General features: G+C 67.7%; 29 protein-coding genes. 7 read left to right on the forward strand and 22 right to left on the reverse strand.

The window, feature by feature from the left end; genetic code table 11:
- Positions 1-19 precede the first annotated feature (19 nt).
- On the forward strand, positions 20-1,507 hold the full coding sequence (locus tag VG556_RS00940; RefSeq protein ID WP_111144285.1) for an AraC family transcriptional regulator: 1,488 nt from the start codon (positions 20-22) through the stop codon (positions 1,505-1,507).
- A gap of 59 nt (positions 1,508-1,566) precedes the next feature.
- On the opposite strand, the gene VG556_RS00945 is transcribed toward VG556_RS00940, so the two are convergent.
- The 15 genes from VG556_RS00945 to VG556_RS01015 form a co-directional block, all read right to left on the reverse strand.
- On the reverse strand, positions 1,567-2,013 hold the full coding sequence (locus VG556_RS00945; protein ID WP_229653700.1) for a hypothetical protein: 447 nt from the start codon (positions 2,011-2,013) through the stop codon (positions 1,567-1,569).
- Entirely contained in the window at positions 2,010-3,089 is a 1,080-nt protein-coding gene (locus tag VG556_RS00950) for a hypothetical protein (RefSeq protein ID WP_100450109.1), read from the reverse strand. The genes VG556_RS00945 and VG556_RS00950 overlap by 4 nt, the downstream gene beginning before the upstream one ends.
- A 20-nt stretch (positions 3,090-3,109) precedes the next feature.
- On the reverse strand, positions 3,110-3,457 hold the full coding sequence (locus VG556_RS00955; protein WP_046430815.1) for a hypothetical protein: 348 nt from the start codon (positions 3,455-3,457) through the stop codon (positions 3,110-3,112).
- A 47-nt stretch (positions 3,458-3,504) separates the two neighbouring features.
- Positions 3,505-4,089, reverse strand: a complete 585-nt coding sequence (locus VG556_RS00960; protein WP_049406879.1) for a RebB family R body protein — start codon at positions 4,087-4,089, stop codon at positions 3,505-3,507.
- Entirely contained in the window at positions 4,086-4,322 is a 237-nt protein-coding gene (locus VG556_RS00965; RefSeq protein ID WP_032957589.1) for a RebB family R body protein, read from the reverse strand. Before VG556_RS00965 ends, VG556_RS00960 begins: the two co-directional genes overlap by 4 nt.
- A 70-nt stretch (positions 4,323-4,392) precedes the next feature.
- Positions 4,393-4,665: a RebB family R body protein gene (locus tag VG556_RS00970; RefSeq protein ID WP_005416651.1), complete on the reverse strand. Its 273-nt coding sequence runs from the start codon at positions 4,663-4,665 to the stop codon at positions 4,393-4,395.
- 60 nt (positions 4,666-4,725) lie between these two features.
- Positions 4,726-4,992 (reverse strand): RebB family R body protein, encoded by a 267-nt coding sequence (locus VG556_RS00975; protein WP_006446865.1) that lies wholly within the window; start codon positions 4,990-4,992, stop codon positions 4,726-4,728.
- 26 nt (positions 4,993-5,018) lie between these two features.
- Positions 5,019-5,288, reverse strand: a complete 270-nt coding sequence (locus VG556_RS00980; protein WP_005416649.1) for a RebB family R body protein — start codon at positions 5,286-5,288, stop codon at positions 5,019-5,021.
- 43 nt (positions 5,289-5,331) lie between these two features.
- Positions 5,332-5,622: a RebB family R body protein gene (locus tag VG556_RS00985; protein ID WP_005416648.1), complete on the reverse strand. Its 291-nt coding sequence runs from the start codon at positions 5,620-5,622 to the stop codon at positions 5,332-5,334.
- Between the two features lie 301 nt (positions 5,623-5,923).
- Complete coding sequence (locus VG556_RS00990; RefSeq protein WP_100450108.1) at positions 5,924-7,216, reverse strand: transporter; 1,293 nt, start codon at positions 7,214-7,216, stop codon at positions 5,924-5,926.
- 49 nt (positions 7,217-7,265) lie between these two features.
- Entirely contained in the window at positions 7,266-8,015 is a 750-nt protein-coding gene (locus tag VG556_RS00995) for a hypothetical protein (protein ID WP_100450107.1), read from the reverse strand.
- Between the two features lie 13 nt (positions 8,016-8,028).
- A complete protein-coding gene (locus VG556_RS01000) occupies positions 8,029-8,733 on the reverse strand; it encodes a C39 family peptidase (protein WP_423179956.1) in 705 nt (234 codons plus the stop codon).
- Positions 8,734-8,832: 99 nt separating this feature from the next.
- Complete coding sequence (locus tag VG556_RS01005) at positions 8,833-10,149, reverse strand: adhesin (RefSeq protein WP_100450106.1); 1,317 nt, start codon at positions 10,147-10,149, stop codon at positions 8,833-8,835.
- A 43-nt stretch (positions 10,150-10,192) separates the two neighbouring features.
- Positions 10,193-10,762, reverse strand: coding sequence for a hypothetical protein (locus VG556_RS01010; RefSeq protein WP_100450510.1), 570 nt, complete (start codon positions 10,760-10,762; stop codon positions 10,193-10,195).
- 44 nt (positions 10,763-10,806) lie between these two features.
- Complete coding sequence (locus tag VG556_RS01015; RefSeq protein WP_100450105.1) at positions 10,807-11,337, reverse strand: hypothetical protein; 531 nt, start codon at positions 11,335-11,337, stop codon at positions 10,807-10,809.
- A gap of 397 nt (positions 11,338-11,734) precedes the next feature.
- Between VG556_RS01015 and VG556_RS01020 the strand changes: the two genes are divergently transcribed.
- A complete protein-coding gene (locus VG556_RS01020) occupies positions 11,735-13,090 on the forward strand; it encodes a sigma-54 interaction domain-containing protein (RefSeq protein WP_100450104.1) in 1,356 nt (451 codons plus the stop codon).
- Here VG556_RS01020 and VG556_RS01025 read toward each other — a convergent pair whose 3' ends face one another.
- The 4 genes from VG556_RS01025 to VG556_RS01040 all read right to left on the reverse strand — a co-directional run bounded on the left by VG556_RS01025 (position 13,091) and on the right by VG556_RS01040 (position 15,915).
- Positions 13,091-13,399, reverse strand: a complete 309-nt coding sequence (locus tag VG556_RS01025; RefSeq protein ID WP_046430794.1) for a DUF6958 family protein — start codon at positions 13,397-13,399, stop codon at positions 13,091-13,093.
- On the reverse strand, positions 13,392-13,934 hold the full coding sequence (locus VG556_RS01030) for a GFA family protein (protein WP_049403927.1): 543 nt from the start codon (positions 13,932-13,934) through the stop codon (positions 13,392-13,394). Before VG556_RS01030 ends, VG556_RS01025 begins: the two co-directional genes overlap by 8 nt.
- A 62-nt stretch (positions 13,935-13,996) precedes the next feature.
- Positions 13,997-14,878 carry a TolB family protein gene (locus VG556_RS01035; protein ID WP_111144286.1) on the reverse strand — a complete coding sequence of 294 codons (882 nt, stop codon included), beginning with the start codon at positions 14,876-14,878 and terminating at the stop codon, positions 13,997-13,999.
- Positions 14,875-15,915 carry a hypothetical protein gene (locus VG556_RS01040; RefSeq protein ID WP_049403930.1) on the reverse strand — a complete coding sequence of 347 codons (1,041 nt, stop codon included), beginning with the start codon at positions 15,913-15,915 and terminating at the stop codon, positions 14,875-14,877. Before VG556_RS01040 ends, VG556_RS01035 begins: the two co-directional genes overlap by 4 nt.
- A 91-nt stretch (positions 15,916-16,006) precedes the next feature.
- Between VG556_RS01040 and VG556_RS01045 the strand changes: the two genes are divergently transcribed.
- The 4 genes from VG556_RS01045 to VG556_RS01060 are packed head-to-tail and all read left to right on the forward strand — an operon-like array spanning position 16,007 to position 18,054.
- Positions 16,007-16,933: a LysR substrate-binding domain-containing protein gene (locus tag VG556_RS01045; protein WP_032957569.1), complete on the forward strand. Its 927-nt coding sequence runs from the start codon at positions 16,007-16,009 to the stop codon at positions 16,931-16,933.
- The gene (locus tag VG556_RS01050; protein WP_014647242.1) at positions 16,930-17,391 is read left to right on the forward strand and encodes a helix-turn-helix domain-containing protein; all 462 of its coding nucleotides are present in this window, start codon (positions 16,930-16,932) and stop codon (positions 17,389-17,391) included. The genes VG556_RS01045 and VG556_RS01050 overlap by 4 nt, the downstream gene beginning before the upstream one ends.
- A gap of 10 nt (positions 17,392-17,401) precedes the next feature.
- A complete protein-coding gene (locus VG556_RS01055; protein WP_049403934.1) occupies positions 17,402-17,827 on the forward strand; it encodes a VOC family protein in 426 nt (141 codons plus the stop codon).
- Complete coding sequence (locus VG556_RS01060; RefSeq protein WP_032957563.1) at positions 17,824-18,054, forward strand: hypothetical protein; 231 nt, start codon at positions 17,824-17,826, stop codon at positions 18,052-18,054. The genes VG556_RS01055 and VG556_RS01060 overlap by 4 nt, the downstream gene beginning before the upstream one ends.
- 7 nt (positions 18,055-18,061) lie before the next feature.
- Here VG556_RS01060 and VG556_RS01065 read toward each other — a convergent pair whose 3' ends face one another.
- The gene (locus VG556_RS01065; RefSeq protein WP_014647239.1) at positions 18,062-18,757 is read right to left on the reverse strand and encodes an HAD family hydrolase; all 696 of its coding nucleotides are present in this window, start codon (positions 18,755-18,757) and stop codon (positions 18,062-18,064) included.
- A 131-nt stretch (positions 18,758-18,888) separates the two neighbouring features.
- Here VG556_RS01065 and VG556_RS01070 point away from each other — a divergent pair, with 131 nt between their 5' ends.
- Entirely contained in the window at positions 18,889-19,794 is a 906-nt protein-coding gene (locus VG556_RS01070) for a hypothetical protein (protein WP_242884145.1), read from the forward strand.
- 18 nt (positions 19,795-19,812) lie between these two features.
- Here VG556_RS01070 and VG556_RS01075 read toward each other — a convergent pair whose 3' ends face one another.
- Both VG556_RS01075 and VG556_RS01080 read right to left on the reverse strand, forming a co-directional pair.
- The gene (locus tag VG556_RS01075; RefSeq protein ID WP_100450103.1) at positions 19,813-20,553 is read right to left on the reverse strand and encodes a DNA/RNA non-specific endonuclease; all 741 of its coding nucleotides are present in this window, start codon (positions 20,551-20,553) and stop codon (positions 19,813-19,815) included.
- A gap of 334 nt (positions 20,554-20,887) precedes the next feature.
- The gene (locus VG556_RS01080) at positions 20,888-21,901 is read right to left on the reverse strand and encodes a DUF4034 domain-containing protein (protein WP_046430782.1); all 1,014 of its coding nucleotides are present in this window, start codon (positions 21,899-21,901) and stop codon (positions 20,888-20,890) included.
- Between the last annotated feature and the right edge of the window lie 72 nt (positions 21,902-21,973).

The raw sequence follows: 21,973 nt of genomic DNA on the forward strand, positions 1-21,973 counted from the left end.
ATTCCAAAGGGGAGTTTCGATGCACAGGCAAGTCAGTGAGATGCTGCAGCGCGCTTATCGGCCCTATCCGTCATTGCCCGAACTGCTGGGCGCGTTCGTGAAGGAGCTGTCCCAGCACAAGGTGATGCGGGGTGGCCAAGTGCGGTTGCGTGGTGCGGTGGCAGGGGCAGCTGCGGGGTTGCCAGCTGCGTCCGGGGAAGAGGTTTCCTTGCAGCGGGTTCCCATCCGCTATGGCGGCGAGGTGCTGGGTGAGCTGCACCTGGAAGGCGAGAAGGGCCGGCTGGATGGCAGTGCCCTGGCGCTGGGGGAGCAGTTTGCCCAGCGTTGCGCGCATCTGATCAAGCGCTACGAAGCCAAGGCCTGGGCCGAACAGGCATTGAGCCGGCCGCTGTTGCTGGTCGGCGCCGGCGAGGCGCTGAAGCAGATGGATGAATTCGTGGAGCGCGCGGCGGCCAGCCCGTTGCCGGTCCTGCTGCGCGGCGAGTTTGGTACCGAGAAGATGGAGCTGGCCGCCGCCCTGCACAGTGGCGGCCCTTCCCGGCAGGGCCCGTTTGTGGAAGTGAACTGTGTTCACCCGCTGGGCGAAGCCAGCGACTGGTTCGCGCGCGCGCAGGGCGGGACGCTGTACTTCCACGAAGTCGACGAACTGCCGGTGCCGCTGCAGGGGCAGCTGTCACATCGCATGCGTGGGCTGCCTGCCGCTCATGCTGAAGCGCTGGCGGCCGGCCCGATACGGGTGATCGCGTCGACCAGCGCGGACCTGGAACAACGGGTGAGAGAGAAGCAGTTCTCGCGCGCCCTGCTGGCCGGGCTGGAATTCCTGACCGTGGATATTCCACCGCTGCGCGAACGGGTGGAGGACATCGGCGCGCTGGCGGCGCGTTCGCTGGAGCTGCATGGATTCAATCCCCGCGTGCTGGGCGACGATGTGCTGGAAGCCCTGTGCGCGCACGACTGGCCCGGCAATCTGCTGGAAATGGAGCGGGTGGTGGTCCGGCTGGCGGTGATGACCGGTGGCCGATGCATCCGTCGTGAGGATCTCGCACGCCACGCGCCGGATCTGGCTGCAGGCCACGTTGCCAGCGATGCCGGGCGCGCCCCGCAACGGCTGCCCGCGGTTGAGCAGACCGTCGGTCCTGCGCCCGCGCAGCCGGATACGCCGCGGGCAGCGCATGAAGGCCTGCACGACGGCCTGAAGCGCGCCCTGGCCTACCTGAAGGACCATGCCGCAGAGCCGCTCACGCTGGGCGACCTTGCCCGTCAGGCCCATGTGAGCCAGTCACACCTGGGATTCCTGTTCCGCAGCGAGCTGGGCACGACGTTCAAGCTGCTGCTGCAGCAACTGCGCATCGAGCACGCCAAGCAGCTGCTGCGGGATGGGCAGCGTCTGCGCATTACCGATGTCGCACTGCAGGTCGGCTTCGGTGACCTGAGCCACTTCGAAAAGAGCTTCCGGCGCGCGGTAGGGGTCAGCCCGCGCAGCTACCGGCGAAGCCCGTACCAGTAAGAGCATTGCCCCGGTGCAGGCGCGGGCCTGCCCGGGGCGTTGGGATGGCAGATGCGGCGTCAGCGCGCGTTGGCTTCAGCAGCGCGCTGCACGGCCTGTTCGGCCGCTTCGTCCGCGCGTCGCGCTGCCTCGGCGGCGGCCTCGACCGCGCGTTGCGAAACCTTCATCGCGGCGCGGATGCCTTCTTCACTGGCAGCCATTGCGGCGTCCGCCAGTTCCTGGGCGATCTCCATCGGGGTTCTGCCCGCCGGATGGGCGGGAGTGGGCTTGCCGGGAAGCGGGGTCGGGAAGGTCATCGTCGGTGCTCCTGCTGGGGATGAGGGGGGAACACCGTCGCTGCGCTCCCCCAGGATGTGGCGCAATGCCGCCTGGGCATCGGCCAGGATCTTCTGCGCCTGTTGCCGGGCCGCCAGGCGTCCGGCAGCAACGGCCGCGCCGGCTGCCGAAGCAAAGGCCTCTGTTGCTGCCTGCACGCCATCGCCATCTGGCGCCGGAGCCGGGTTCACACTGCATCCTTCTGATAATCCACCCGCGCTTCATCGCCCAGGTAGCGGCGGGTTCGGCGGTAATCCTGCAGGGTGATCACATTGTCCTCCACCTGTATCAGCGCCTTCGCTCTGGAACCATCGATCGCGAACTGCACGCTGGCACCGTCCTGGCCCAGCCGGCCACGGGAAACCGGATGTTCGTTGAGGAATTCCTGTGCATCGCGCAGCTGCCACCGCGCGGCCTCGCGCAACCGGCTGTCATCCTGCAGCAGTTCGGGTTCGTCGTCGAAGCAGGCCGCCATCTGCTGGGCGGCCAGCGAGATGCGGGCATAGCCGATCTGCCGGTGCGCGGCCAGGCTTGCGTCGATCGCCTCGCGCACCTGCTCTGGCGACGGCAACTGTGGCAGCTGCGGCCCGTCCAGGAAGCCGAACAGGATCGGCAGCACCTGCTGCAACGCACGGGTGGCACGCGCCAGCCGATGCTCGCGGCTGCCACCCCCTGTGCTCACCCGCTGGTAGAAGCGGAAGTAGTCGGCAAACTCGATGGGCCTGCGCGCGTGCAGCAGCGCGAAGCCGGCAGCGTCGGCCAGGTCGTCGCGCCCTGCGGCGGACATGTCCACCTCACGGGCCAGCTGGTGGAGCGCCACCGATTCGCGAAAGTCCAGCTGCTGCAGCAGGGGTGCGTCGGCCGCGCCGATCGAAGCCAGGAACGCGCGCGAGGCGCCGAGCTCGGCGTTGGTCAGCAGCCGGTGTTTTTCCAGCACTCGCTGTGCCTCGTTGTGCGACAGGCGTGTCTCGTCATCAAACTCCATGTTGCGCAGGGCACCGAGGTCGCTGGCACCAAGGCTGAGCAGCTTGACCGGGCCGATCTGCAACCCGGTGCGCGGCAACCATGTCATGCGCGAACCGTGCAGGCCCTGTTGCACCCCATCAAGCATCGTGCCCTCGTCGGAGAAGGCGTAGCGGTGCTCATGCGATTCCATGGCCCACTTCAACCAGTGCTCGCCGCCGTCGATGAACTGAAGGACATGCCTGCAGGATTGACTGATCAGGTTGGCCTGGGGGATGGAACGACCGGCAATGAAAATGCTCATGCGTGGATCTCCTGGCGGCCTCACTGGGCCGGAAATTCCTTGAGGACGGTCGCAGCGGCATTGCCGACGCGGTTGAAGTCGGCGGTGGCCCCCTGCATCATGTTCTGCGCCTGCGTGAGCACCCTTGCGTACTTTTCGTCCCCCGTCGCCAGGTACTGGGCCATGGCCACGCCGGCCGCGGTGGTCGCGATGGTTGAGACATTGCGCAGGGCGTCGGCGGCATCCTGTACGGCGATCGCCGCAGACTGGGCCACCGACTGGTAGGCCTTGCCGGCACCACTGGTCGTCACGACGGTCGCTGACATGGTGGCCGTCTGCACCTGGTTGATCACATCGATGATCTGGGCGTTGACGTTGCTCGGGTCCATACGGGCTCCTTGATGGGCGGGTGGGGCCGCAGGCGGCCTGCAGTCTGTCAGGCCCCGGCGTCAGCGTCGTCCGCCGGGGAAGGGGAAGGGGAGTCTGGCGCGGGATCCTGGGCGGGACCTGCGTCCGGATCCGGACCGGACGCGGGGTCGGGCGCAGGACCGGGCGCGGGCGCTGCCGCATTGCCTGCAAGCGTTTGGAGTGCATGCAGGCTGCTGGTAGCGGCCGCAGCGTCGGCAGTGGCACCGTGGGTCTGTGCCTGCAGGACGCTGATGGCGGTCTTTCCTTCTGCGGTGGCCGCGGCGATCACCGCCGCAGGCGAAGGGGGCGCCGGCACCGGGCCGGGCAGGGGGATGACCTGCGGTGGCGGCGGCGGAGGGGGTTCCGGAGCGGGTGGCGGCACCGGCCAGGGAGCGTTGATCATCTTCGCGCAGGTGGCGGTGACCGCTGCGTTGCTGACCATGCCTGCACCCTGCTGGCGCGCGACGGCGTTGTGCATGGCGGTGCCCAGCGTCTCCAGCATCACCATGTCCAGCATGCTGAAGGACTGCGCCGGACCCTGGGCCACCAGCAACGTCGAGGCGGCGCTGACGCTGTCGACGATCTGGCTGTTGACGGTGTTCTCACTGCTCATGACGGAACGGCTCCCTTCTGGATGATCAGGGCCAGGACCTGGGCCAGGCTTGCGCCGGCGGTCACCTGGCCGCGTTGCTGGTTGGCCACCGCGTTCTGCATTGCCAGGCCGAGGCTGTCGGCCATCGCCAGGTAGGTGGCGGACATCGCGAACGAGGGGGCAAGGGCGATCGCCACACCGGATCCGGCGCTGGTGGTTGCCAGCAGGTAGCCGGTGGCGGGCGATGCGGCCATCGATCAGGGGCCCGACGTGACGCCGCCCTGGGCGGGGGCGCGGTGGTTGGCGTCACGCCGGGCCGACACGTCAGCGCAGGCCCAGGATTTCGCGGGTGGCCACGCCGTTGGAGGCGGTGTCGATCGCATACAGCGTGGACACCCCCTGGGTGGTCGACGCCTGCATGGTCACGTAGGACTGCTGCTGGTTGTTGGTGGCGTTGTGCGCGGCGTTGGACAGCGCCTGGCTGGTGGCCACGAACAGGTTGCCCATTGCGATGGCCGGCGCATCACCAAGCACCTTGGTGTTGACCTGCGAGACCGAATCGGTGATCTGGCTGTTGACGGCGGTGGGAAATGCCATGGTGGAAGCTCCTAGGGTGGACAGCACTACAGGAACGGAGATTGCCGGCACTCAATGGAATCAGCCGAGAATCTTCCGGGTGGCGGCGCCGGTGGCGCCGGTATCGACGGCGTAGAGCAGCGCGACGCCCATCGTGGTCGCGGCCTGCGCCGTGACATACATCTGCTGCTGGGCGAGCGTCGCGTTGTGGGCGGCATTGGCCAGCGCCTGCGCGGTGGCCTGGTATAGCGTGCCCATTGCCGTGGCAGGCGCCACGCCCAGCACCTGCAGGTTGGCCTGGCTGACCGAGTCGGTGATCTGGTCGTTGACGGCCGTGGGAAACGCCATGGCTCAGCTCCTTGCCTGCCGGCGCATCACGCGCCGAGGATCTGCTTGGTGGCCACGCCGGTGGTGGCGGTGTCGATCGAGTACAGCGTGGCCACGCCCATGGTGGTGGCCGCCTGCGCCGTCACATAGGACTGCTGCTGCGCATTGGTGGCGTTGTGGGCGGCGTTGGCCAGCGCCTGCGCAGTGGCCTGGTACAGATTGCCCATGGCCACGGCGGGCGCGTCGCCCAGCACCTTGGTGTTGGCCTGGGTGACCGAATCGGTGATCTGGTCGTTTACAGCGGTCGGGAATGCCATGTCGATCTCCTTGAGGTTGGCGGGTCAGCGATGGAACGACAGATCAGGAGCCCAGGCCGCGGACGCGGGTGCTGAGGATTTCCTTGCTCGCTACCGCCGTGGTGGCGGTATCGATCGAGTACAGGGTGGCCACGCCCATGGTGGTGGCCGACTGCGCGGTGACGTAGGACTGCTGCTGCGCGTTGGTGGCGTTGTGGGCGGCGTTGGCCAGCGCCTGTGCGGTGGCCTGGTACAGATTGCCCACTGCCACGGCGGGCGCGTCGCCCAGCACCTTGGTGTTGGCCTGGGTGACCGAATCGGTGATCTGGTCGTTTACCGCGGTTGGAAATGCCATGTCCTGCTCCTGCGAAAGGGTGGAAGTGCGTGGTATCCAGTGTCACGGTGCGTTGCCTGCAGCGGCCTGGGCTTCACCGTGGGGCCAGAGTAGGAAATGGCGCCGCCGCCGGATTGGCGGAATCGACGGAGAATGCGGGCGGATCACCGTGAAGGTGCGGCGTGAATACGGCGGAACTGATGATCATCGCCGTCGTCGCCAGCGCTGGCGCGTTGCCCTGGAGCACACACAGGGCCTGCGCGTGGGCAGCGCGATCCGGCGGCGAGGGGCTGTCGGCCACGGCGTCGCCGGATCGGGCGGGTCAGAGCATGTAAGGGATCTTGAACGCCAGCGTGAAGTCCGGTGCATCCGGGGTCAGCCCGATGCCCAGCAGGGTCACCAGCGTGGTGTGCTGGTTGAGCGCATACGTCACACCCAGATTCAGTGACGCCGCGTTGGCGTCGCTGCCAATCACTTTCATCCACTTTCCGCCCTGGAAACGGGTGGAAGCGCGGGCGCTGATGCGGTCGCTGAAGGACAGGCTGAGACTGGTGCGCTCGTTGAACCCAAAGGCCACGCCGGCGCCGAAGTAGACCGAGCCGCCGAGCTTCACGTCACCCGGGTTGACCGTGTCGGGGTTGCTGTCGATGTCACTGAAACCACGCGGGAACGAATGCACGTAGCCGAGGTTGGCGAACAGGATCGCCGGATCGGCTGTCTTGACCATCGACAGCCCGACGTTGGCCTGCCACACGCCATTGCCGGTCGGTTGTTCCTTGGGCACGGCGAAGCGGATGTAGTCATCGTCATCGCGCTCGATCACTTTCCAGTCCAGGCCGTAAGGTGCACGCCCGGTGGGTGCGGTCACTCCGGCGGTGAGTACGGCTTCCGGGCGCCAGCCGCGCTCGCCGAACAAGCGGTAGTTCGCACTCAGGCCGATATCGCCCAGGCCGTTGCCATTGGTTTGTTCCTGCGCGATCGCGGCCGCCGCACCGCCGGCACCGCCCTTCTGGTAGACGGTGCGCCGCGCCAGGTATGGCACGTCCAGGTTGAGCGTCAGGTTCGGGCTGACGCCCCAGCGCGCGGCCAGATTGTAGGTGAGCGAATCGGACTCGACGTTCTCGATGGCGATGTTGCCGAGGAAGATCGCATCCAGCGCCAGGAAGCCATTGAGGGTGAGCTGCTTGCGGTCGTAGCGGGCGTAGGTGAGGCTGTTCTCGACGGTGAAGCGGCGCGAGAACAGCGCCGACTGCTGCTGTTTCACATCATCCACGCTGCGCCGCGATTCCTGCTTTGCCTGCTGCGCCTCGGCGGCACTGCTGGCATAGCCTTCGCTGCCCGGCGACGTCTGTAGGGTCGAGCCATGCCCGACGGGCGCAGTCGTAGACGGGGCCATCGGGCCAACCTTCCCACTCAGGCGCGCCTGCATCGCCTGCACCTGCATGTCCAGTTCGCGCAGCCGCCGCACTTCCTGCGCGTAGTTGGCTTTGAGCTGCTCCAGCTGGTTGGCCAGCGCCTGCACGTCGGCGCCATCATCCGCCGCGGGTGGCGCGGCGAAGGCGGTGCCCGCCAACGCCGCCAGCGCCAACGGGGTGATCCTCATCAGGGTGCGCATGTTCGTGTCCTGCGTTGTGGAACGCTTCCCCCAACGCCGTGCCGTGGTACTACCGGCCCGGCCCCATGCCGCGGTTCATCGCAATCGCCTGGGCCACGTTCTGGCTCAACGGCAGGTTGCCGCCCGCGGTATCCCGCACCAGCTCCAGCCGCAGCTGGTTGCTGGCGATCTGGCCGTCACCGGCCAGGGCGATGCCCTGGCCGACGCTGCCGTTGCGTATCCATTGCTGGACCAGGCCCTGGCCATCTACCTGCAACAGCAGGCGTGCCTGGTTGCCGTCGAGCACCGCAGAGGCCGAGACGCCTGCGGCGTGTGCACTGATCGAATGGGCACCGTCACCCGGCAGGGCCGGCACCGCGCCATTGCGTACCACCAGCGTGGTGGCATTGCGGGCGACGTTGCCATCGCCGGCCACCTGCACGCTCTGCACCACGCCGCTGGCGTTGGCCAGGCCGTTGCTGTCGATGTGGCGACCCTGCGTGTCCGGCAGCGGCGCATCTGCGGCGGTGACGTGCACGCTGGGCTGGAAGCTCAGTTTCGGGCTGCCCCCGCCGCGGAAGTCCATGCCCAGGGTCAACGCACCCTGCAACACGCTTCCGTTGCTGGCCTGCCACTGCGAGACCATCGTCACCCCGAACCAGGCGACGGTATTGCCGCCCACGGTGTAACGGCCCCGCATCAGGTTCAGTTCGGGATCCGGGATTTCCTTCAGGCCGCGCCCGGGCGCCGCGTCCGCCGCCTGCAGGGGCAGGGCGGGGCAGGCCAGCAGCAGGACCATCAACAGGCGGTGACGGAACATGGCGGAACCTCCTTCAGAACAGGTCGGCGTGGCTGAAGCCGAAGTCGACCAGTTCGGCATCGGTGATCGGCCCCTGTCGCGCGTAGAGCGCGCGGGCACTGGGCCGTTCGCTGGGTTGCAGCAGAACCGTGTTGCGATCGAAATCGCTGCCGATCACCACGAAGACGGCACGCGATGGCCACGCAGCGAGGAATTCAGGCAGCGCCAGGCTGCGGTTGCCGAGGATGGGATCAGCCACCTCGACCACACCGTCGCGCACCTGCTTGAGCACCACGAAGTGGCGGAAGCCGCGCACGTCCATCAGCACAAGACCGGGAACGCGAAGCGTGCGCAGGCGTGTTTCATCGATACGATAGCCGCGCCCGCGCATGCCCAGCGATTCCACGTAGCGCTTGATGTCGAGCAGCGAGAAACCACGCTCGGCCACCAGCGCTGGATCGGACACCCCCATCATTCCTTCGATCACGGTCGCTTCGTCGGTCTGCAGGTGATAGGCATGGCGCAGGATGGTTGCCAGTGCGGCCGCCCCGCAGCTGTAATCGGTGTGCTGCCGCACCACGTTGCGGTAGCGCCGTTCCTGCATGCTTTCCACCTTCTGGTGCAGCAGTGCGCCATTGGGCAGCACGGCGGCGAAGCCGACGTCGCCCGCCCGCGCCGATGCACCGCCCAGCAGCAGCAGGCAGGCCAGCAGGCATATCGACAGACGGTGGCCGATCATCACGTTCTCCAGCAGCAGGAGGGAGCCCCTGCCCCAAGGGGGAGGAGGAACAGGGGCTCCCGGGAACCCGGCCATTGGCGGACGGCCGGGGTGGTGCACTTACTCGCCGTTGCCGCCACCACCGCCGGTGCTGGGCTGGGCTACGGCCAGAGCCAGGCTGTTGGCCTGCAGGTTGCCGGTACCCGCCGCCACGTTCACGCCGATGTTGCCGGAGGCGCCGGAGAAGGCACTGCCGGACAAGGCCGACGTGTTGGTGGCGTTGACGTTCACCCAGCGCGTGGTGCTGACCGTGCCGCTCAGGCTGGCGTACAGATCGGCCACGCCCAGTTCGACGAACTGGCTGGTGCCGCTTTCACGCGTATCGAAGCCCAGGCCGCCCACCCCCGGCCGGTTGGGGTTCATCGTGGCGTTCTGGATCTCGTTGTCCAGGTCGATGTGGCCGGTACTGTTGCCACCCGGGTGCGGCAGTGCGCCGTTCCACGTATCCAGGTAATAGTTGGCCATCTGGTAGGCATTGCCGGTGCCGCGGTAGGTGCCGGCGCCATAGCCCCACGTCAGGCCGCTGACGCCGCCATGCAGGCCGACCTGCACGGTATCGGTGTAGGACTGCACGAAGCCGGCATTGCTGACCGTGTTGCCGGTGGAGACCTGGTTGGAGCTGATGCTCGACTGCGCCACCGCCGTGGTTGCGACCGAGGCCGCGAGCGCGTTCTTCTGCTCGTTGTTGTTGCCCGAAGCAATGTTGACACCGATGTTGCCTGACGCACCGCCGAAGGCATTGCCACCGAGACCTGCGGCATTGGTGACGCCGGAGTTCATGGTCGCGTTGCCGAAGCCGGCCTGGTTGACGAACACCTCGGCGTCGGCCATGCCGAAGCTGAAGGACGCATCGGCAGCGGACAATGACGCGGCATTGTCCTGGGCGTTGTTGTCCCCCGATACCACGTTGAAGCCGAGGTTGCCGGAGGCGCCGGCACCCACGCTGTCACCGATGGAGGCACTGTTGGTGACCAGGCTGTTGCTGGTGGCGTTGCTGCTGATCGACTGGCGGTTGTCGATCACCGCAATGGCCGCCGAGTCGAGGTCGATGTCGCCGGTTATGGTGGGGTCGCCGGAGAAATTGACGTCGGTGCTGAGGCGCAGGTCCTTCTCCAGGTTCACGTCGACGCCGTGGTTGTTCTTTTCCTTGCGCTCGTCGGCCTGGATGGTGCTGTGCTTCTGCACATTGACGTTGACGGTGCGGATGCGTACGTCGTTGTCGGTGTGGTTGTGGGTGTCGTTGCGGGTTTCGCTGACGGTATGGTTGTGGTTGATGTTCGCGTTGGCGTTCTGGTTGTCCCAGCCATTGGCCGCAGCGGCGGTCGAGGCAGTGGCAATCGCCATGGCGAGCATGGTCCGTTTGACGGTCGCTTTCATGGTGCCCTCTCTCTCATCGGGTGGTGCATCGGTTGGGTGGTTGTCACGGGCGGTCCTGCACGACCAGGCCCAGCACATTGGCCGTGTCGTTGCCGTTGCCCGCGATCTGATTGAGTTGCAGGACCCCGTCGAATCCCCGCAGCGCGGTGCTGGTGACACCGGCGCTGCGGGTGCCGGTCGCGACGCCGCGACCGGCGTCGTCCCGCCCCCCTGCCAACGCGGAACCTTCGGCGGCCAAGGCCGTATCGTCGGATTCGCGTATGCCCTGTCTGGCCAGCGTCGCGCTGACGACGTTGAGCGTCGTGTTGGCGATGCCGCTGGCCTGGTTGATGGATGCGATGCCACTGGCGCCTGCCAGTGCGTTGCCGCCGATGGCGGCGGTGGCGTGCGCCGGTGCGCTCAGCACGCGGTTGCCGGCCCGCAGTTGCCGGTTGCCGATCGACACGTCGGCGCGTTCGCCGGTGGCGATGCCATGCAGGTTGGCCTGCAGGTTGAGGTCACCGGCCGCCTGGTTCACCGCGATGGCGCCGTTTGCACCCGCCAGGGCGTGACCGTCGATGCGGGCCACGTCGAGGTAGGCGAGCATGCCGCTGTAGTCGTCGGCCTGCGCCATCAACGGCGTGGCAAACAGGACCAGCAGCAGCCAACGTGCCCGCTTCACTTGCCACCTGCCGGGGCCGGGCCCTGCAACGGGAACTGGGCGAGCGCGCCGCGCACGGTATCGCCGATGCCGCGGGTGCTGTTCCCGACCGCGCCCAGTGGGCCACCCAGTGCGCCACCGAGGCTGCTACCGAGCATGCCGTCACTGCTGCGTCCCAGCGTGCCGCCCAGGGCCTGCTGGGCGACCCGTTCGACGGTGGTGCCAGTGGGGGTCGCGGTCGCAGCCGTGTGCCCCGCCCCCATGCCGGCATAGTCCTCATCGCTCAGCTCATCCATCGCGTTTGCCGGGGTACCCGCACCGAGCGCCAACGCAATCTCGCGCTGCGGTTTCGGATCGGCGATCAGCGCCATGCCCGGGGGCGCCATGCGATAGGCCGGTCGCGCGGCCACATCCCGCAACAGGACGATTTCGCCCGGTTGTGCCTTCACGCCCTGGCGGGCACCGGAGGCAGGGGCGCCCGCGGCTGCCGACAGCAGGGCCACGGCCAGCATTGCCAGCAGGCCGCGAATGGGGGTGATGCCGTCCATGCCGATCTCCCGTGATGGGTGCGGCGGAACCACGCATCATCCGTGCCAACCCTGAAAGGCTTGGCCGCCAGGGGGGCGGGCACTGGCGGGCGTGGGGCGTTGCTGCTGCACTGATACAGCCGTGTGGAAAAAATGTTGGGATTGCGCAGCGCCAAGCGCCGCAGGGCAAGGCAGGCGGCCGACTGTCGCACCGGTGTTACAGGTGCCGCCGCGGACTGTAACGATGCCGCTTCAGCCAGTGCTTTCTTGACGCGCCGCTCATTGCGCCGCCGTTTAGCGCAGCGCTAGGATCCGCGCAACAAAGGCCGCCGCGGTGGCCGTAGAGGTCCCGGCGGAGGGGCGGCACGCCGGTGATTGCCTGACAGTCCGCCGACGGTGTCCGGATGCTGGGGGAAGCATGGCAGCGGTCCCGGAGGCTTCTGCGTCACGATGCGTGCTCTGGTTCGGCGAGCCGCTGGCGAACGAGCGCAGCGCGCTGGCGGCCGCAGGCTGGTACGTGCGTCGCATCCATCCCGACCCGGCGATGGCCATCGGCCTGCGCGGGCGCGACCGGCTGCTCGCCGTGCTGGATCTTCGCCATCTGGATGCGCCAGCCCAGCAATTGCTGGCGCCGTGGATCGAACAGCACGCGCATCTGACCTGGCTGGCGGTGCTGCCGCCTGGCGCAGGGCCCACGCCTGCAGCGTGGCTGCCCTTGTTGCAGCGTTGCATCTCGCGGTTCACGCTGCCTTTCGGCCTGCTGGACCTGGTGGCGGCGATGCGCCAGCAGTTCGACGCGGAGGATACGTCTGCCGACGAAGTGTGCGGCGGGCAGGGGCCGCGCGCATTGATCGGCGAGAGTCCTGCGCTGCATGCGGTGCGCACCGTACTGCACAAGTTCGCGCCGGTCGATCTGCCGGTGCTGGTCACCGGCGAGACCGGCACCGGCAAGGAGTTGGCGGCACATGCACTGCACGCGTTGTCCGGCCGTGCGGGCAAGCCGTTCATCGCGGTCAACTGCGGTGCCATCCCTGCGAACCTGGTGCAGTCGGAGCTGTTCGGCCACGAGCGTGGCTCGTTCACCGGTGCCGACAAGCGCCAGATCGGCGTATTCGAGGCCGCATCCGGCGGAACCGTGTTCCTTGACGAGGTGGGCGACCTGCCGGCCGAAGCGCAGACCAGCCTGTTGCGCGTGCTGCAGGAAGGTACGTTCGAGCGGGTCGGCAGCAGCCAGCCGCTGCGGGCGGACGTGCGTGTACTGGCTGCCACCCATGTGGAACTGGAGCACGCGGTGGCGCAGGTGCGGTTCCGCAGCGATCTCTACTATCGCCTCAACGTGCTGCGCCTGCTGATGCCACCGCTGCGCGAGCGCGGCGCTGATGTGCAGCTGCTGGCGGAGCATTTCCTGCGCTGCTTCCGCCTGCGCCACAGCGTGCGTGCACGTGGCTTTGCACCCGCTGCGCTGCAGGCGATGCGGCGTTTCGAATGGCCCGGCAACGTGCGCGAACTGCTGAACCGGGTGCAGCGGGCGGCGATCATGGCCGAAGGCGAGCTGATCAGCGAGCGTGACCTCGAACTGGGAGGGCGCGTGCATGCGCCGCCGGGGGCGGTGCTGCACGATGCCCGCGGCCAGGCCGAACGTGATGTGCTGCTGCAGACGCTGCGGCAGACCGGCTACAACGTCTCCGAGTGCGCGCGGCAGATGCAGATCTCGCGGGTGACCGTGTATCGGCTGTGCCGCAAGCATCGGCTGGAGCTGCCGGCGCAGCGCTGATCAGCCGGCCGGCACGTGCTTGAACAGGCGCAGTGGCGTGCCTGGAAGACGCTCGATCACGCCCTTGGCCTCCAGGTCCAGCTGCACGGCTTTCAGCCACCAACCGGCCGTGGCGCCTTGCGGAAACAGCGATGCGGGCAGGTGCGGCAACAGCGCCTGCTTCGCCTGCGCCACCGTCATCCCGCGAGGTTGCCTGGGCAAGGCACGCAGCAGGGCCGCGCGCATGGCCATGTACTTGGCGCGATCCACGCGCTGGATGTGCCCGGGCGTGGTGATGCTCTCGATCTCGATCCGCTCGGGCTCAGGCATGGCTGTCTCCCGTGATCTCGATGCGTGGGCTGCGGAAGCCCATGGAGATCCACGCCTTCAACAGCCGGGCATAGAACCGCAGCGAGTGGGTCTTCAGGTTGGGCACATCGCCGGGAAGGACAGACGCGTCGGGAAGATCGTTGACCATCGTCCGCATCTCCACGGCGGGGCGTATCGCGTCCGGCCACAACAGCCCATACAGGCTCAGCCAATGGCCACCGCTGAACTCCAGGAAGAGCGGCGTATTGCAGCAGCCCGCCACGACGCGGCGGCTGCCGGCCGTGCTGGACAACCGCCACGCGTGCAGCCGGGAATGCCCGGCATCGATGCGGACGCGATCCTTGCGCTGCATTACGAAATGCGTCTGGCCCTGAGGCCCCAGCACCTGCGGTGCGCCGGGCATCGCCTGCATCCGGGCGCCGGCCCTGCGGCAGCTGTCGCAGCAGCATTCGACGCTGGCGATGGGGCTGCCGGTGGTGGTCAGGCGGACCTGGCCGCAGGCGCAGGCAAGGGACTGTTGGGAAGGCATCTGCATTTTCTCCTGGGGTACTCAACCTCTCGACGAACGGGCGCGTGGGAAATCGACACCCACTGCCTTCAGGGCGGCATCATCCGGTAGCGGACGCGGTACAGGTCCAGTCCCTCACCACCGGCGCGTCGCGCCGAGTAGGTCAGCGTGTCGCGGCGCGAGCCATCCAGCATCGCGCCGTAGCTGTCGCCGCTGGGCGCGTTCACGGGCGATGGCAAAGCATGGCCTGCGTCATAGCGGCCTCCACGTTCGTAGGCAATGAACTGGCGCACCGGTGCACTGCCGAAGTCCTGGGCGCGGGCAAATACCACCGTTCGGCCGTCGCCCAGGAAGGTGGCATCGAACTCCTTCGCTGCGGTATTGAGGTCTCCCGCCAGCGGCCGTGCCGGCTGCGCGACGCCGCCGATCATCGCCGCGCTGTAGAGGTCATGGCCGCCAGCACCGCCCGCACGATCGCTGGAGAACAACAGCGTACGACCGTCGGGCGAGAGCATCGGCGCGAACTCATCGGCCGCGCTGTTCACTGCGGGGCCAAGATTGACTGGCTCCCCGAATCGACCGTCGCTCCCCATGCTGACCCGATACAGATCGTCACCGCCCCGGCCGCCTGCGCGGTCCGAGCAGAAATACACCACGCGCCCATCTGCGGAAAATGCGGGATCGAAGTCGCGCCCCGGCGTGTTGAACGGCACTGGCGTGGCCGGCCGCCAGCGGTCACCTTCGCGGTGCGAGATCCAGATGTCGTAGCCCCCAGCCCCCCCCGGCCGGTTGCGGCTGAACCACAGGGCGGTATTGCCGTCCGGACTCAGGGTCAGCCGGATCTCGTCATGCTGTGTGGAGGCAATGCCGGGGGCGAACCGCTCGGCGGGGCCGATGATCCGCAGCACCACGGGCGGGGAGGGCACGGGCAATGCCGATGCCAGCAGCATCACGGCCAGAAGCGCCTTCATGCCTGTCGCTCGAAGTCGCTGACCCAGTTGGTTTCCCAACTGCGTCCACCATCGGCGGAGGCCGCCTGTTCCCAGCGCGCCGAACGCGGGGTGATGCGTGACCAGATCACCCGCGTCTGGATCGCCCGTCCCTCGTGCTGGTCCTCGCCGAAGAAGCGGCCGACACCGGCCTCGAATCCCCCACGCAGTGGCGCGCCGATCCGGGTCGGCGCGCGGCCATCCAGCCACCAGCTCAGCCAGTGCCGCTCGGCCGCATTCCAGGCGCGGATGCCCATGCCGCGCAGCGGTGCTCCAGGCACGTCCATCAGGTTGTCGCCCACGTTGCCGAATCCGCCCAGTACCGGCCAGTTGTGCAGGGTGCCGTTGAACGCGTCCCACGCATCGCTGCCTGCCAGCCGAGCCCGCAGGCGGCGATGGCGCACGTTCCAATGGCCCACCAGGAAATCAAAATCGCCCGGTGCATCCGGCAGCTTCGGAAGCGGAGTGGGGATCGCAGCAGTGCGGCGGAACCAGTTGCGCCAGTTCACTTCCCAATGGGCACCGGCATCGTCGGAGAACGCCTGCTCCCACCACGGCTCATCGCCGTGGATGTCATGCCAGCGGAACCAGACCTCGATGGGGCGTCCCTCGAAGTCATCGCGACCACGGAAGCTGCCGCCATCGCCTGCGAAGGCGCCGCGCACGGGCGCTTCGATATGGGCAGGGGTGCGCCCATCGATCCACCAGATCGACCAGGTGGAAGACACCGGATCGAAGGCACGCACGCCCAGGCCCCTGTAGGGGCCCGAAGGCAGTGCCATGACGTTGTCATCGATGGTGCCGAGCCCGCCCAGGGTGAGCCAGACCGCACTGGCGCCGGTGAAGGCGTCCCAGCGGGTATCGCCCACCAGGCGCTCCTTCAGGCGTTGGTGCCGGACCTGCCAGTTGCCCTGCAACCATTTCCAGTCTGCGCTGGGGCTGGCCAGGGCCCACCCGGAGGGCAGGGCGGTGGACGCTGCCGTGGCGGCCAGGGTGGCCAGGAACTGCCGTCGATCCATGTGCGTGATCCCTTGCCGGAGGTGCCTCCATCGTTGCGCGTGCGAGGGGGATTGACCACGCGGAAATCGGGGCTCAGGCTAAGCCACACTTATGGTGACCCAACGTCAGCTGCCATCGCTTGTCGCCATCCGCGCCTTCGAGGCGGCGGCACGGCTGGGCAGTTTCGCCCGCGCCGCCGAGGAGCTCGATACCAGTGCGGCATCGGTGAGTTACCACGTGCGCCGGCTGGAGGCCCAGACCGGGACCTGCCTGTTCCTGCGCCACGCCCAGCATGTGGAATTGACCGCCGCCGGTGCGAGCGTCGCAGTGGAGGCCACCCGGGCCTTCGACGCGCTGCGCGCCAGTTTCATGCGCGCCGCTGACATGGATGCGGCACGACTGCGCCTGTCCGTTCTGCCGACGCTGGGCACCAGCTGGTTGACGCCGCGCCTGGGCAGTTTCCGCGCGCGCCATCGAAGCATCGTGCTGGAACTGGACCTGTCGGCAGAGCCGCAGGACCTGGCCGCCGGGCGTTTCGATGCCGCCATCCGCAACGGGCATGGTGCGTGGCCCGGGCTGCAGGCCACGCCCCTGTTCCCCAGCATTTTCACTCCGCTGTGCGCGCCAGCGCTGCTGCCGGCGGCAGACGGGCTCGGTCGGCGGGCGTTGGAGGTTCCACTGCTCGGCAGGCCTGACTGGTGGGCGCTGTGGTTTTCCGCACATGGTGCTGTTCGGCCACCGGACCCGGAGAGCTTCGTCACCCCCTTTGCGATGGAGCATCTGGATGTCGGTGCTGCCATTGCCGGGCAGGGCATCGCCATCGGCTCGCCGATCCTGTTCCAGGCCGAACTGGACAGTGGGCGCCTGGTGCAGGCACATCCCGGTGTGGCCAGCGACGGGCGTGGTTTCTGGTTCGTGGCACCGACGGCGCGCAGCCGCAGCGCCAAGGTCATCGCATTCGGTGACTGGCTGGGCGAGCAGGCCGCGCAGGCCAGGCGTGCGTCGCGACATCATCTGGCACACGCGGTGACGCCATGAACCAGAGCCCGGAACTGTTGCGGCGCCTGCTGCGTGCCAAGGACCGGATGGACCACGCCAGTCACGAGGACTGGCCGGTGGCCCGCCTGGCCGAGGTCAGTGCGGTATCGCCTGCGCATTTCGCGCGTTCGTTCAAGCAGGCATTCGGCCTGCCGCCGCACCGCTACCTGCTCAGCCGCCGCATCGAACGGGCCGTGGCGATGCTGCGTGACACCGAGCTGCCGGTCACCGAGATCGCCGCGCAGACCGGCTGGAGCAGCCTGGGCACCTTCGGGCGCATCTTTCGTGACATCACCGGCGACAGCCCGGGCAATGTGCGCCAGCGCGAGCGCGCCGGCGAGGCGACGCCGGCCAGCGTGCCGGAATGCCACGCACGTGCCGCGCAGCGACCGGACCTGAACATCGCAGTTTTGGAGAAGCGCCGCCGCGAGGCGGTTGCTAACGTGGATCCCACCTGAGGGAGGTCCCATGACAAACACTGTGAACACGGTCGGCCTGTATGTGCGCGACCAGGATGAGGCGCTCGCGTTCTACGTCGGCACGCTCGGCTTCGAAGTGCATACCGACGTGCGCAATGGCAGCTACCGCTGGCTGACGGTGCGCAGCCCCGGCCAGGACGGATTCCAGCTGGGCCTGTTCGTGCCCGGTCCGCCCACCCACGATGCGGCCACCGCGCAGGCGCTGCAGCAGCTGGTGGCCAAGGGCGCAATGCCGCCGCTGGTGCTGGCCGTGGATGACTGCCAGGCGCGCTACACGCAATGGCTGGCGCAGGGCGTGGAGTTCACCCAGGAGCCGGTCGAACGCTACGGCGCCATCGATGCGGGGTTCCGCGACCCGTCCGGCAATGGCTGGAAGATGATCGAAGCGCGCTCCGAAGCGAGGCACCGTCAATGAGCCGCGGTGGCTGGGCGCGGCCCGTACATCGCTGGACCTCGATCGTCTTCACCCTGGCGGTGATCGCCAACTTCGTCGTCCGCGGGTTGGGGCAGGGCGAGCCTGCAGCGTGGATCACCTATTCGCCGCTGCCGCCACTGTTCCTGCAGCTGTTCACCGGCCTGTACCTGTTCGTGCTGCATTACGCCGGGAAACGCCGCGGCGCCGCGCTGGGCGCTGCGGGCTGAGGCCGCCTCAGGCGGCTGCGTCGGCGGCGTAGGCCGCCAGCACTGCCGGCAGCTGCTCCATGCGCTGGAAGATCACCTTCGCGCCCGCAGCGCGCAGGGCCTCCGGCGTGCTGTGGTGCGGGCCGCCCTCGCTGAAACCAAACACGGTCGCACCTGCCGCGACGCCGGCGGTGGCGCCGGTCACGGTGTCTTCGATCACCGCGCAGCGCTTCGGGTCCACGCCCAGCGCTGCGGCGGCGGCCAGATAGACATCCGGGTGAGGCTTGGTGTTCGGCATGTCCTGGCCACTGAACACATGGGCACCGAAGGCATCAAGGATGCCGACCTTGCCCAGCTGCAGCTTCACCTTGAACAGGTCGGCACCGGAGGCGCAGGCAATCCGCCCGCCGGTGGCCGCGGCAATCGCACGCACGGCCTCGGGCGCCCCCTGGATCGCCTCGAGGTCCTGCTCCAGCGCACGGTTGCGCTGCTGGCGGAATTCCTCCAGCCATTGCTCGGTGAACGGCTTGCCGGTGCGCTCTGCGATCAGCCCGGCCAGATGAGCCACGGATTGGCCGAGGAAGACCTCGCCCGCCTGCGCTGGGGTCAGCGGCCAGCCGCGTGCGGTCAGCATTTCCGAGAGCACACGGGCCACCAGCGGCTCGGAATCGACCAGTACGCCGTCGCAGTCGAACAGCACGGCATCGAAGGGGAAACGGGACATCTACTACTCCGGGAACCGCCAAAGGGGCGACGTGCCCGCTATTTTCCCATAGCGGGTCGGGCGGGGCACGCGGGCCACAGGAACGCTAGACTGCCGGGCCACCCCGCCCAGCGCCTGCACGGGAATCCGCCTTGAACCGATTGCGATCATTCTTCAGTGCGTACCCCATCCAGTTCGCGATGGCCGCCAAGCTTTACGTGCTTTGCCTATATCTGCCCGTAGCCCTCCGCCTGGTCGAATTCGGGCGCCGTCTGGGCCCGCCCGAGGCCTCAGGTGAAATCGGCTACGCGCTGGCTGAGCTCGGTTTCCACCTGAGTCTGTCTGCCGGAGCGGCGGTACTGGTGTCGATGCTGCTGTTCGGGCGTCGCGGCGCGCTGCGGATCCGGCATCCGGTGATCGCTTCGGTCGCCTTTTTCGGGTTGCTGATCGTGCTTGATCGCGCGATACGCATTCCACTGGCGCAGGCGCAGTTTCCCGTCTACGGCGTCGCCGCCATCAGTCTGGGCATGCTTGCGCATGCACTGGTCCTCACGCTGCTGGCCTTGGTGCCGGCGCTGCTGATGCAGCGGCGCATCCCTGCCGAGGGCGGGCACCATCACCTCATCAGTGCCAGCATCGCCGGCGCGGTGACGCTGGTGGCCGGCAGCTGCCTGCTCCCCATCCTGGTGGCGCAGCTGCCGGTGGGATTCTCGCCCGGCGAGTTCATCATGCCCGTTGCCGACGGCGCCGCGCAGCTGCAGATTGCGAGCCTGATCCTGCTGGTGGCCTGCGCGCTGGCCACGTTTGCCGGCCTGTGGGCCGGCGCGCCGTCGCCGAAACCCGCATCGACGGCGCGCACGATGGTGGTGTCGCTGATCCTGCTTGCCACGGCGCTGCTGATCATCCTGGCCAGCATGGCTCATCTGCTGCGAGCGCTGTCCGCTGGGGCGCCGACGACAGGTCGCGGGCTTGTCGTTGCCACCGCCGTCGGCGCCGCAGTGCAGTTCCTGTTGGCCAGAGTGCTGGCGTCACGATGGCTGCGCGCACAGGCATCGTGACGTTCCTCTGCCCCCCGATCAGCCCAGGTCACACCCGGCCGGCTGCGGCCAGGTGGTGGCCGGCAGCATGTTCTTCAGCGAGGCCGGCGCGTTGATCGCCACGTAGCTGGCGCCCAGCAGTTCCTCCAGATCCGCAATCGTCACCAGGTAGTTGTCCAGGCTGCCCAGGTTGGCCTCGTTGGGGATGATCCAGCTGATCGCCTTGGCGGTTCCGGTGTTCGGGTCGCGGGTGATGATCGTCTTCCAGAAGAACTCCGGCGTCGGAATGCCATGGCTGGCCAGGAAATAATCGTTGGCGGCATCGCCGTAGACCACGCCACCGTAGACGTCCACCGGCGCGATGTCGCGGTAGCACTCGGCCACGTTCTCGGCCTTCACCCAGATGCCCTGGTTGAAGCTGGACACCTGCGGCACGATGTTGGTCATGTAGTTGGCGCGACGGATGTAGGTCGCGTTGTAATCCATGTGGTTGGACGTGACCAGATGGCCACGGTCATAGCCGGATTTGATGCTGGCGTAGGACGCGGTGCTGGTCTGGCCCAGGCAACCGGCCGGCAGGTCCGGGTCCTTGTAGAAGCTGGACGGCCGTGCGGCCGAACCGGTATCGGCGGTGAGCGTGTACTCGTAGCGGGTGGCACTGTGGATGCTGCAGTCGTAGGTGAGCACGAAGCCGCCCTTGTTGAGGGTGACTACCTGGGCCTGGGCTGCGCCGGCAAAGGCGCTGAGGACGAAGGCAAAGACGAAGCTTGCAAGGCGCATTGCGATTCTCCAGCAAAGAGTTCAGGACGCAGCTGCCCGCCACGACCAGGCCGGGCCTGTGTCATGTGAAGGCGTTGCGGATACGGGTGATGCGGAGTGCAGTAGAGCGAGGCCGCGATGAGGAGGCCCGGAGGGCCGCGCGGTGTCGCAAGCGTCACAAGCTGTCGTCTTTTGGTCAACGACGAGAACGCGAAGCTGTGACCGGGTGCAAGCACTGGTGATGTGTCAGATCACGCGGTCCGTGGCTGACATACGTACGTGCTAAGCACCCTGCAGGTGTGAAGTGCATGCTGGACCGCGCATCCTCCGCGGCCCGGTTCCGCACCGATTGGCTCTACAAGGAAGCCTCTTGCCCAGCATCCGGCGCCAGGCAGGCGGCCCTGCTTTGCTCGCTCGAGTCCGCAATGACCGCCTCGCTGAAACCACTTCGGCTCAAGTACAGGCGATTCCACCGATCCAGGGCATCGCCGTCACGCGCCCAACAGGCGTAGCGCGTAATGGTCTCCAGATTGTCGATGGTCGGGTAGCGCTGTGCGATTTCGTCCAGCCCCTGGCGCATCAGCGGCCAATCGGGTGTCGCCGCGCGGAAGTGATCGGCCGAATACGCGGTGGCTGACCAGTACAGCCGTGCGTAGCGCATGGCCCGCTTTTTCTTCGGGATACTGGCCATCGAGCGCCGTGCGAAGGCTTCCATCTTCTGTGCGCTGCCGCCCCAGGCCGGCGTGAAGTGCTGCAGGGCAATGAAGTGCAGCGGCTCGTAGTCGGGGAAGGCCTTCGCTGCACGGTCGACGAGCGTCAGTAGTTCTTCGTCATCCGCGCCCTCGCGCAGCGCGATCAGCACGCTCATCTCGTGCCAGAACGGGTCGCCGCCGGCAACGCCCTCATGCGATTGCAGGTAGGCCTGCGAAGCCGCGTTGTACTCATGGAACTGAGCCCAGTCTTCGGCATTGACGGTGTTGGCGTAACCATTTCCGCGGTAGCTCCAGGCCAGGTTGAGCGGAATCCGTGCAGTCATCAGGTGGGCTGCCGGCGACTTTGGCGCATGCTGAACCCAGCGCGCCGCCCAGGCCGACCAGCGGTTCCAGGCCTCCACCTCCTGCCGCGCCGTGCCGATTGCACGCGACATGCAGAGATAGAAACGGCCCAGCCGGGATTCGCCGGCGGCGTTGAGCTCGCCCGTGCGGAGGCGCGCGGCCATCGCGTCCAGTGCCGGAAAGTCGTCGTTGGACATCAACTGCGCGATTTCGCTGCAGTCATCCGTGACGTCGGGGTCCCGGGCCGCCACGGCTGAAGGGGCGAACAGACTGGCCACGCTCAAGAGCGTGCCGACGAAGAGCGTCCTGCGCATCGGGGGGGGCATCCTTGCATTGATGGGAGCCTGCGGAGGACCGCAGTGCCGCGAAGCATACCAAGTTGCGCT

This window comes from Stenotrophomonas sp. CASM106 (genome assembly GCF_049384825.1).
In the GTDB taxonomy this organism is placed as follows: Bacteria; Pseudomonadota; Gammaproteobacteria; order Xanthomonadales; family Xanthomonadaceae; genus Stenotrophomonas; species Stenotrophomonas muris.